Below are 9444 nucleotides of genomic sequence, written 5' to 3' on the forward strand. Positions count from 1 at the left end.
TCGACGGTGGGGCTCTGTCTCGAACGGCGAAGGGTTACGGTGTCGCCGGCGGCATGTCCTTGATCGGCGGCAATGCGCGGAGCAGAGCGGGGGCGGCCTATTGTCACATGGATGGCGACACACATTGTTTCATTATCGGTAATAAACAATCACAAATCAGCCGGCTTATCCGTTCCCTTCCCCGTCCCTAGAATTCAATCGCCGCCATTGGCTTTGCCGGCATCTCCACGCTTAAAAGCCCCACGCTGAAAAGCTAGACCACTTCCAGGACCTCCACCGTGTCGCGTCACCTCGTGAAAGGACTGACGTTCGTCGGCTCCTTTGTCATTTTTTCAACAATCGCCGGATGTATCAGCACCCACGGCATCGCCCCGCAGGAACAACGCCTGGGCAGTACCGAGCTGGCCACCGACGCCGCCATCGCGCACGCCAACCAGGAAGCGGGCTGGCCGGCCGAGCAGTGGTGGCGCGCCTATGGCGATCCGCAGTTGAATGCCTGGGTGCAGACCGCGCTGGAGGGCAGCCCGACCCTGGCTCAGGCCGAGGCGCGGGTGCGCATGGCCCTGGCCATGGCCGGCGTCGCCGAGTCCGCCGAGGCCCCGCAGATCAGCGGCGACGCCTCGCTGACCCGCCATCGCTGGCCGACTGACTACTTCTACGGCCCGGGCGACCTGGCCGACACCACCACCTGGAACAACAACGCCTCCATCGGCCTGGGCTATTCGCTCGACCTCTGGGGCCGCGAGCGCAGCAACACCGAGCGCTACCTGGACATCGCCAAGATGACCGCCGCCGAGGCGCGCGTCGCCCAGCTGGAGCTGGAGAGCAACATCGTCCGCGCCTACATTCAGCTGTCGCTGCAATACGCCAAGCTGGACATCGGCCAGGCCATGCTCAAGCAGCAGCAGGGCATCCTCGCCCTGGCCCAGCGCCGCCTCGAGGGCGGCATCGGTACCCATTTCGAAGTCAGCCAGGCGGAAGTCCCGCTGCCGGAAACCGAACGCAAGATCGAAGCGGTGGACGAGGAAATCCAGCTGACCCGCAACCAGATCGCTGCCCTGGCCGGCAAGGGCCCGGGCGCCGGCGCCGCGATCCAGCGCCCGACCCTGAAGCTCGCTGCCGGACCCGGCCTGCCCAGCAAGCTGCCGATGGAACTGCTAGGCCATCGCCCGGACGTGGTCGCCAGCCGCTGGAAGGTCGCTGCCGAGGCCAAGGGCGTCGACGTCGCCCGCGCCGAGTTCTACCCCAACGTCGACCTGGTCGCGAGCATCGGCTACAGCGCGGTGGGTGGCGGCATGCTGGAATTCCTCAATGCCGAGAAATTCACCTATGGCGTCGGCCCGGCGATTTCCCTGCCGATCTTCGACGGCGGTCGCCGCCGTTCGCAGCTGAGCCAGGAATCCGCCGGCTATGACGCCGCCGTGGCGCAGTACAACCAGACGCTGATCAACGCCCTGAAAGGCATCTCCGACCAACTGATCCGCATGCACTCCATGCAGGTGCAGGAAGGCCTGGCCGCCAAGTCCGTGGCCTCCGCCCAGCGCACCTACGACATCGCCACCAAGGCCTACCGTGGCGGCCTGACCGACTACCTCAACGTGCTCAACGCGCAGTCCCGCCTGTTCCAGCAGCAGCTTGTAGAACAGCAGGTGCGCGCCGCACGCCTGGCCACCCATGCCGGCCTCGTCGTCGCCCTGGGCGGCGGCCTGATGGAAAAGCAGGAAGGCCCGAAAGAGACGAAGATGGTCCCCGAGACCGTCGAAGTCCGCGCGGCCAGCGAGCGCTGAGATGGCCGGCGATTCCTTCAACGGCAGCACCGCCACCCGCCAGCTGGCGCCGCTGGACGCCCTGCGCCGCGCGCTGCTGGAGTGGGGCCGCAGCGACGGCATCACCTGGATCTACATCGCCAAGGTGCTGCTCGCCGCACTGCTGACCCTGTGGCTGGCGATGCGCCTGGAACTGCCGCAGCCGAGCACGGCGACCATCACCGTGTTCATCGTCATGCAGCCACAGAGCGGCCAGGTGTTCGCCAAGAGCTTCTACCGGATTCTCGGCAGCGTGGTCGGGCTGACCGTGATGGTCGCGCTGATCGCCATCTTCGCCCAGCAGCGCGAGCTGTTCCTGCTGGTCTCGGCGCTGTGGATCGGCCTGTGCACCGTGGGTGCCGCGCGCTACCGCGACTTCCGTTCCTATGCCTGCGTGCTGGCCGGCTACACCGCCACGCTGATCGGCCTGCCCGCCACCCTGCACCCGGAAGCCGCGTTCATGTCGGCCATCTGGCGCGTGCTGGAAATCAGCCTGGGGATTCTCTGCTCCATGGTGGTCAGCGCCACGCTGTTCCCGCAGACCTCCAGCACCGCCATGCGCAGCGCGCTGTACCAGCGTTTCGGTGCCTTCGCCGGCTTCGTCCTGGACAACCTCGGCGGCGGCGAGCGGCCGAAATTCGAGGCCGCCAACGTCGCCTTCGCCTCCCAGGCCGTGGGCCTGGAGGCACTGCGCAGCGTCACCCGTTTCGAAGACCCGCACATGCGCCTGCGTTCGGGTCGTCTGTCGCGCCTGAACAACGAGTTCATGGTCCTCACCACCCGCTACCACGCGCTGCACCAACTGCTTTCGCGCCTGCGTGCGCAGGAAGCTGAAGCCGTGCTGCGCGCCCTGCAGCCGTGCCTGGACGAACTGGCCCAGGTGCTCGCCCCGTGGCGCGGCCAGTCGGTCACCGACCGTGATGCCGAACGCCTCGCCGCACAGCTGGAAAGCCACCGCACGCGGATGATGCAACGCATCCGCGCCGGCCGCGCGCAACTGCTGGACGAGCAGGACGAGCCCGCCGCGCTGCTGGACTACAACACTGCCGGCGAGCTGCTCTACCGCCTGGCCGACGACCTCTACAACTACGCCCTGACCCACGCCTCCCTGGCCGCGCACAAGCACGAGCGGGAGAACTGGAAGCACGGCTTCTCGCCCAAGGCCAACCTGGTCGCCTCGCTGGTGGCCGGCGGGCGTACCGCGCTGATGGTGCTGGTGTTCGGCCTCTTCTGGATCGAGACCGCCTGGCCCAGCGGCAGCACCTTCGTGCTCAACGCCGCCGCTGTCGCCGCGCTGGTGTCGGCCGCGCCGGACCCGGCGAAGATGGCCATGCAGATGGCCGTGGGCACCTTCTTCGCGGCCATCCTCGGCTTCTCGGAAACCTTCTTCGTGTTCCCGCACCTGGACGGCTTCGCCCTGCTGGCCTGCGCCCTGGCGCCGGTGTTCGCGGTGGGCGCGTTCTTCTCGATCAAGCCCAAGTACGCCGGCTACGGCCTGGGCCTGCTGGTGTTCTTCAGCTTCGGCGCGATCCCGGCGAACCTCACCGTCTACGATCCGGGCCGCATGCTCAACGAATACATCGCCCTGGTCATCTCGCAGAGCCTGGCCGCCGTGGTCGCCGCGGTGATCATGCCGCCCACCAGCGCCTGGCTGTGGCGCCGCCTGGAGAAGGACCTGCGCCTGCGCGTGGTGGAAGCCATCAGCGGCAAGCTCGACGGCCTCGTCTCGTCCTTCGAGAGCGGCACCCGCGACCTGCTCAACCAGGCCTACGGCGTTGCCGCCCGCAGCCCGCAGATGCAACGCCGCCTGCTGCGCTGGACCTTCGTGGTGCTGGAGATCGGCCACTCGATCATCGAACTGCGCGTCGAGCAGGAGAACCTGCCGGCCGATGCCTGCTACGCCGAATCGACGCCCTGGCGGCAGTCAATCCGCGCCATGGGCCGCGCGCTGATCCGCCTGTTCGTCAAACCCTGCGAGGCCAACCGCGAGCGCGCCCTGGCCGCCGTGGAGCAGGCCATCGACTGCGTGAAAACCACCGACGAGCCGCGCGCCCCAGACTTCGAAAGCTCGCCGCTGCGCCGCGTGCTCAGCTACCTGCACTTCATCCGCAGCAGCCTGCTCGACCCGCAGTCGCCGCTGCGCGATGGCGAAACCACTTCTGGAAGCTCGACCCATGTTGCCTGACCTGCCCCGCGAGATCGCCTTCCACGGGGTCTACATGCCGACCCTGACCCTGATGTTCCTCGTCGCCGCGCTGCTGTGCTGGGGCATCGACCGCGTCTTCGCCTCCATCGGCCTGTACCGCTACACCTGGCACCCGGCGCTGTTCCGCGTGTGCCTGTTCGCCTGCCTGTTCGGCGGCCTGTCTCTCACTATCTACAAGTAACGAGCGTGCACCCATGACTCTCAAATCCATCATCAGCCTGCTGGCGACCCTGATCATCCTGGCGGTCGCCGCGCTGATCGGCCGCGCCCTCTGGGTGAACTACATGGATACGCCCTGGACCCGCGACGGCCGGGTGCGCGCCGACATCATCAACGTCGCCGCCGACGTTTCCGGCGTGGTGGTGGACGTACCGGTGCGCGACAACCAGCAGGTGAAGAAGGGCGACCTGCTGATGCAGATCGACCCGGACCACTACCAGATCGCGGTGAAGCAGGCCGAAGCGCTGGTCGCCTCGCGCAAGGCCACCCTGCAGATGCGCCTGCTCAACGCCAAGCGCCGTCGCGCCATGGACGAGGAAGTGGTTTCGCGCGAGAGCCTGGACGATGCCAGCAACACCGCCGCCGCCTCCGAGGCCGACTACCAGCAGGCCCTGGCCGCGCTGGACGCCGCCAAGCTGAACCTGGAGCGTACCCAGGTACGCGCCTCGGTGGACGGCTACGTGACCAACCTCAACGTCCACCGTGGCGACTACGCCCGCGTCGGCGAAGCGAAGATGGCCGTGGTCGACGAGAGCTCCTACTGGATCTACGGCTACTTCGAAGAGACCAAGCTGCCGCACATCCGCGTGGGCGATCCGGCCGAACTGCAACTGATGAGCGGCGAGCGCCTGAAGGGCCACGTCGAAAGCATCGCCCGCGCCATCTACGACCGCGACAACCCGGAAAGCCGCGAGCTGGTGGCCGACGTCAACCCGACCTTCAACTGGGTGCGCCTGGCCCAGCGCGTGCCGGTGCGCATCCACATCGACGAAGTGCCGGACGGCGTGCTGCTGGCGGCGGGCATCACCGCCACGGTGATCGTCAATCCGCAGTCGCGCAATGCCGAACAGGCAGATGGTGCGGCGGCGCAGTGAGTCGGTCGGGTGAATGAAAACGGGAGCTGCGGCTCCCGTTTTCGTTTGTGGCAGGAGCGCGGCGCCATACCGGCATCCGCGTAGGGCGAATAACGCCTCAAGCGTTATCCGCCGATATTGGCGGATAACCCATTCCGGGTTATGCGCCCTACGTACCGAGGAAATCTTGCTTTTGTAGGAGCGGAGCTTCTCCGCGATAGCGGTGCAATTCCTGAACCGCCCAGTGGCTGGTGGGATTCGCGGATAAGATCCGCTCCTACGAAAAGCGGTTCAGCCGCCGGCGCGCTCGCGCCGGCGGTTCTTGTAGCTGCCGCGGATGTTCATCGCCGCCAGGCACACCTGCAGCAGCACCAGCGCATAGGCCTTGGCTGGAATGCCCCAGATGATCCACAGGGCGTTGCTGGCGAGGAATACCCAGAAGCCGATCTCGCGGCGCTGGCGGTCGCGCGAACCGACCAGCCAGGCGGCGAGGACGGTGACCAGCATGGCTGGCCATTGCAGCAGGTCGATCAGCTCGTTCATGGGGCGGTCCGGTTCAGGTGGTTGTCCTGAAGTCAGACCAGCCCCGGCGCGGCAAAGTGCGGACGAACCGGATAGCCGTCGAGCAGCGCGTTGGTTTTCTCCGCATCCAGCTCACCATTGAACGGCACGCCCAGGGCCTGGCGGTGGATGCCGGTGGCGGCCAGCCACAGGGTGTCGATGCGTGCGGCCAGCGCGCCGGGGACGTCGGTCACCAGCGAGTCGCCGACGAACAGGATGCGCTGGGCGCCGCGAGCCTCCAGCTGCCGCTGGGCGATGCGGAAGGCCGACGGATCGGGCTTGCCGTACCAGTGCACCTTGCCGCCTTCCTCGGCGAAAGCCTCGGCCAGGCGGCCGGCGCCGAATACCGTCTTGCCGCCGGAGACCACCACGCGGTCCGGGTTCGCGCACAAGAATGGTTTTTCGGTGGCGCCACGCAGCGGGGCAAAGCGCTCCTCCAGTTCATCCTGGGGGAAGCTGCCGACGCCGAGGATCAGCGAGGCGGCGTGGATGTCGTCGCAGAAGCGTTCGCGGATCTCCATCGGCCAGGTGGTCAGCGCATCGCCGACGCCGACGGTGTAGATGCCGCCGCGCTGGAATTCGCGCTCATGGGTGAAGGCGTCGATGGCCAGCTGGCCGGAGGTGGTGATGCCGGCGAACAGCTCGCGGGAGACGCCCAGGCGCACCAGGGTATCGGCCATCTCCGGGACGCTGCGCGAGGCGTTGCTGAGGAACCACACCGGCTTGCCTTCGGCGGCGCGGCGGGCGAGCCAGTCGAGGGCGCCGGGGAAGACGTCGACGCCGTCGATCAGCACACCCCAGAGGTCGAGCAGGAAACCGTCGTAGTCGGCGCAGAAGGCGTCCAGGCCGGCATGGTCGATGTAGCGGGTGTGGGTGACGGCGCTGAAGCGGGAGCTGGTCATGGCGAGCCTGTGAAGCGGTGAGAATGCGCTCAAGTTAGCGCACTCTCGCCATGACGGTGTGATCGATCTGCGGATCAGTGCGCCGAATGCGGCGGGCGTTCCTCGCCGAAGGTGTCGGCCAGCCAGCCCTTGAGCTGGCAGCCGGCGAAGGCCGAGGTGCTGCACGCGCCGCTGGCCAGGGCCTGCTGCAGCTTGGCGATGTCGGCCTTCTTCACGTAGGCGATGGCGTCAGTCATGTCGTCTTCGCTGCCGAAGCCGCCCTGGACCATTTCCTTGAGTGCGTCTTCCTTGCTCCAGCCCTGGATCACCGTGCGGTACATGGCGGCGAACAGGCCGGTACGGTCGCGGCCGTGCTTGCAATGCATCAGCACCGGGCCATTCTGCTCGGCGTTCTGCAGGATGCGCAGGACCTTCAGCACGTCGGCGTCGTCGACGCGATCGGCGTGGGTCGGGAAGCTCACGGCTTCGATGTCCTGCTGGCCGATCCATTCGCGGTCGTCGTCCTTGATGAAGCTGACCACGGTCTTCACCTGCAGGCGCTGCAGTTCAGGCAGATCGGCGCTGCCGGGCAGGGCGCTGCGGTAGAGGGTCGGCGACATCTGGTAGAGGTTGAACGACTTGTCCACCGGCCTGGCCCAGTCGGCCGGCGTTTCGCCGGCGGCCAGGGCGAGCGGACTCACGCCCTGCAGGGCGGCGCCGAGCAGGGTGGCGGCGATGGCGCCACGAAGGATACGGGACAGGGACATGCTGACTCCTCAAAGGACCGCGCCACGATAGGCGCGAAGGAGTCGCAGGCAGATGAAATGCCGGTGAAGAAAACGTGAATCGACGTCAGCGTGGGTCGCCGGGCAGGAAGCGCGCCAGTACGCCGGGGCGGAAGAACCACCAGACGCACAGCGGGTAGCACAGGTAGTTGAGGAAATAGAGCAGCAACGCCGCCGGGCTGGGGCTGTTCTTCCACGCCGCCATGCCGACCAGGAACGCGTAGAGCAGGGCCAGACCGCCGCCATACAGAGCAGTCAGACGCCAGCGCTCGCCGGCCCCGGCCAGGCGCTTGTGCCGGCGGACGAACCAGAAGGCCATGGCGGCGGCGATCAATGCCGCCACCAGCAGGGTCGCCGGCAACCCGCCGATGCGCAGCAGGGCGCGCGCCACCACATTGAGGAAGAAGGCGGCGAGGATGCCGGCGAGCGCGAGATAGCGGACCTGGTAACTCATCACAGTCGTCCATCGAGGCCGAAGCGTTTCTTCAGCACCTTGTCCAGCAGGCCGCTGGGCAGCCAGCGCGAGAGCAGCGGCAGGGCGCGGCTGCCGTTGCCGATGCGCACCAGGCGCGGGCGCGGGGATTTCTGCGCAGCGGCCAGCAGCTCACGGGCGAAGTCGCTGGCGGGGGTGGGCTTGTCCTGGGAGGCGGCAGCGCGCGCCTGGATGAATTTACGCAGCGGCCACCAGGCCGAATCCTCGCTGACCACAGCGGCCATCTCGCGGCTGGCGTTGGCGCCGAAGTTGGAGGCGATGGCGCCGGGCTGCACCTCCATTACTTCGATGCCGAAGGGCGCCAGCTCCAGACGCAGGGCATCGTTCAGCGCGTGCACCGCTGCTTTCGAGGCGCAGTAGGCGCCGGCGAATGGCGTGACCAGCACACCGGAGACGCTGCCGATATTCACTACCAGCCCACGTCGCGCCCGCAATGCCGGGAACAGCGCGCGGGTGACGCCGACCACGGCGAATACGTTGGTTTCGAACTGCCGACGGATCGCCTGGCTTCCGCCGTCCAGCAGCGGGCCCATGGCGCCGTAGCCGGCGTTGTTGATCAGTACATCGAGGCCGCCGGCCTCGCGTTGCAGGTGTTCGGCCAGTTGCTGCACCGCCGGTTCGTCGTTGACGTCCAGCAGGACACCGCGAAAGCCGGCCTGGCCGAGGGCGGCGACGTCTTCATCGCGGCGGGCGGTGGCCCAGACCTGGTAGCCGGCGCCCTGGAAGGCATCGGCGAGGGCGCGGCCGATACCGCTGGAGCATCCGGTGATGAGGGCGACGGGCTGGGGCATGGTGGGGCAGTCCTTGGGCTGTGGGCGTGCCTACCGTAGCGGATTGTGCGGGGCAGGTGAATCAGTTGCCGAAGCGGGCGTTCACCCGTTCGGCGCGGAATTCCAGGGTGCCGGCGCGATAGCCGGGGCGCAGTGGCGGCAGCGGCAGGCAATCGCTCCAGCTGTCGCCGGCGAGCAGCGCGCCGGGGCCGCGGTAACGCGGGGCTTCGTAGAGGTTTTCGGCGAGGTCGGTGGTGTCGCCGGGGCGGTAGGCGGCGACCTTCCAGCGCAGTTCCAGCAGGGGGCGGTGCGAGCCGTTCTTCAGGCTGACGGCCAGCGGGCGGCCGGGTTGGCATTGGTCGGGGGTGTAGGCGATGCGCAGTTCCAGATGCTGGAGTTGGCGGGCGTCGCTGTTGTCCTGCCAGATGGCCAGCGCGATGACCACCGCCAGGCCGACCAGGCCGGCGCCGGAGATCGGCAGGGCGCGGGAGGGGTAGCGGATCAGCAGGATGATCCAGGTGACGATCAGCAGGATGCCGTACAGCATGGAGCGCTCCGCGCGGGGTATGGAGCATTACCTTAGCAGGCGGTGGGGTGGGGCGGGTTGATGCGGCGGGGGGGCCGGGTGGATTGGCTGTTGTAGGAGCGAGCTTGCTCGCGAATCGTCCTGGGTTGCGGGTTGCGGTTTTTGTAGGAGCGGACTCTGTCCGCGATGAGCCTGCCTCGCTCCGGGTTTCCCGCGTCGCTTCGGTGCGCGCGCGGACTTCGTGTTTCGCCCCTCGGGCGACCTACTTTGGCAAACGCCCCAAAGTAGGCAAAGGTCTTGCCCCAATCATCCGGTTTTTCGCTTAGGCGAAAAATTCCCTCGTT

The 9444-nt window shown here is 67.5% G+C and carries 10 protein-coding genes; 4 read left to right on the forward strand and 6 right to left on the reverse strand.

Annotated features, from left to right (window positions below; genetic code table 11):
- The first annotated feature begins 278 nt into the window (after positions 1-278).
- Genes HNP46_RS34040 through HNP46_RS34055 form a run of 4 tightly spaced genes read left to right on the forward strand, consistent with a single transcriptional unit; the run spans position 279 to position 5105 of the window.
- Positions 279-1787, forward strand: a complete 1509-nt coding sequence (locus HNP46_RS34040; RefSeq protein WP_184598199.1) for an efflux transporter outer membrane subunit — start codon at positions 279-281, stop codon at positions 1785-1787.
- A 1-nt stretch (position 1788) separates the two neighbouring features.
- Positions 1789-3990 carry an FUSC family protein gene (locus tag HNP46_RS34045; RefSeq protein WP_260403337.1) on the forward strand — a complete coding sequence of 734 codons (2202 nt, stop codon included), beginning with the start codon at positions 1789-1791 and terminating at the stop codon, positions 3988-3990.
- A gap of 1 nt (position 3991) precedes the next feature.
- Positions 3992-4192 (forward strand): DUF1656 domain-containing protein, encoded by a 201-nt coding sequence (locus HNP46_RS34050; RefSeq protein WP_184598230.1) that lies wholly within the window; start codon positions 3992-3994, stop codon positions 4190-4192.
- 13 nt (positions 4193-4205) lie between these two features.
- Positions 4206-5105: an efflux RND transporter periplasmic adaptor subunit gene (locus HNP46_RS34055; RefSeq protein WP_184598202.1), complete on the forward strand. Its 900-nt coding sequence runs from the start codon at positions 4206-4208 to the stop codon at positions 5103-5105.
- A gap of 270 nt (positions 5106-5375) precedes the next feature.
- Here HNP46_RS34055 and HNP46_RS34060 read toward each other — a convergent pair whose 3' ends face one another.
- The 6 genes from HNP46_RS34060 to HNP46_RS34085 all read right to left on the reverse strand — a co-directional run bounded on the left by HNP46_RS34060 (position 5376) and on the right by HNP46_RS34085 (position 9121).
- Positions 5376-5627, reverse strand: a complete 252-nt coding sequence (locus HNP46_RS34060; RefSeq protein WP_184598205.1) for a hypothetical protein — start codon at positions 5625-5627, stop codon at positions 5376-5378.
- A gap of 32 nt (positions 5628-5659) precedes the next feature.
- Complete coding sequence (locus tag HNP46_RS34065; protein WP_184598208.1) at positions 5660-6547, reverse strand: TIGR01459 family HAD-type hydrolase; 888 nt, start codon at positions 6545-6547, stop codon at positions 5660-5662.
- 74 nt (positions 6548-6621) lie between these two features.
- Positions 6622-7293 (reverse strand): dual specificity protein phosphatase family protein, encoded by a 672-nt coding sequence (locus tag HNP46_RS34070; protein WP_184598211.1) that lies wholly within the window; start codon positions 7291-7293, stop codon positions 6622-6624.
- Between the two features lie 85 nt (positions 7294-7378).
- Entirely contained in the window at positions 7379-7765 is a 387-nt protein-coding gene (locus HNP46_RS34075; protein ID WP_184598214.1) for a hypothetical protein, read from the reverse strand.
- Positions 7765-8595, reverse strand: coding sequence for an SDR family oxidoreductase (locus tag HNP46_RS34080; protein ID WP_184598216.1), 831 nt, complete (start codon positions 8593-8595; stop codon positions 7765-7767). Before HNP46_RS34080 ends, HNP46_RS34075 begins: the two co-directional genes overlap by 1 nt.
- 61 nt (positions 8596-8656) lie before the next feature.
- Positions 8657-9121, reverse strand: coding sequence for a multidrug transporter (locus HNP46_RS34085; protein ID WP_184598220.1), 465 nt, complete (start codon positions 9119-9121; stop codon positions 8657-8659).
- Between the last annotated feature and the right edge of the window lie 323 nt (positions 9122-9444).

It is taken from the genome of Pseudomonas nitroreducens, from assembly GCF_014204515.1.
GTDB lineage: Bacteria > Pseudomonadota > Gammaproteobacteria > Pseudomonadales > Pseudomonadaceae > Pseudomonas > Pseudomonas nitritireducens_A.

Excerpts from the sequence above, each read along its gene's own strand:
- HNP46_RS34045 (WP_260403337.1), top strand. The coding sequence starts at position 1,789 with ATGGCCGGCGATTCCTTCAACGGCAGCACCGCCACCCGCCAGCTGGCG.
- HNP46_RS34055 (WP_184598202.1), top strand. The coding sequence starts at position 4,206 with ATGACTCTCAAATCCATCATCAGCCTGCTGGCGACCCTGATCATCCTG.
- HNP46_RS34060 (WP_184598205.1), bottom strand. The coding sequence starts at position 5,627 with ATGAACGAGCTGATCGACCTGCTGCAATGGCCAGCCATGCTGGTCACC.
- HNP46_RS34065 (WP_184598208.1), bottom strand. The coding sequence starts at position 6,547 with ATGACCAGCTCCCGCTTCAGCGCCGTCACCCACACCCGCTACATCGAC.
- HNP46_RS34070 (WP_184598211.1), bottom strand. The coding sequence starts at position 7,293 with ATGTCCCTGTCCCGTATCCTTCGTGGCGCCATCGCCGCCACCCTGCTC.
- HNP46_RS34075 (WP_184598214.1), bottom strand. The coding sequence starts at position 7,765 with ATGAGTTACCAGGTCCGCTATCTCGCGCTCGCCGGCATCCTCGCCGCC.
- HNP46_RS34080 (WP_184598216.1), bottom strand. The coding sequence starts at position 8,595 with ATGCCCCAGCCCGTCGCCCTCATCACCGGATGCTCCAGCGGTATCGGC.
- HNP46_RS34085 (WP_184598220.1), bottom strand. The coding sequence starts at position 9,121 with ATGCTGTACGGCATCCTGCTGATCGTCACCTGGATCATCCTGCTGATC.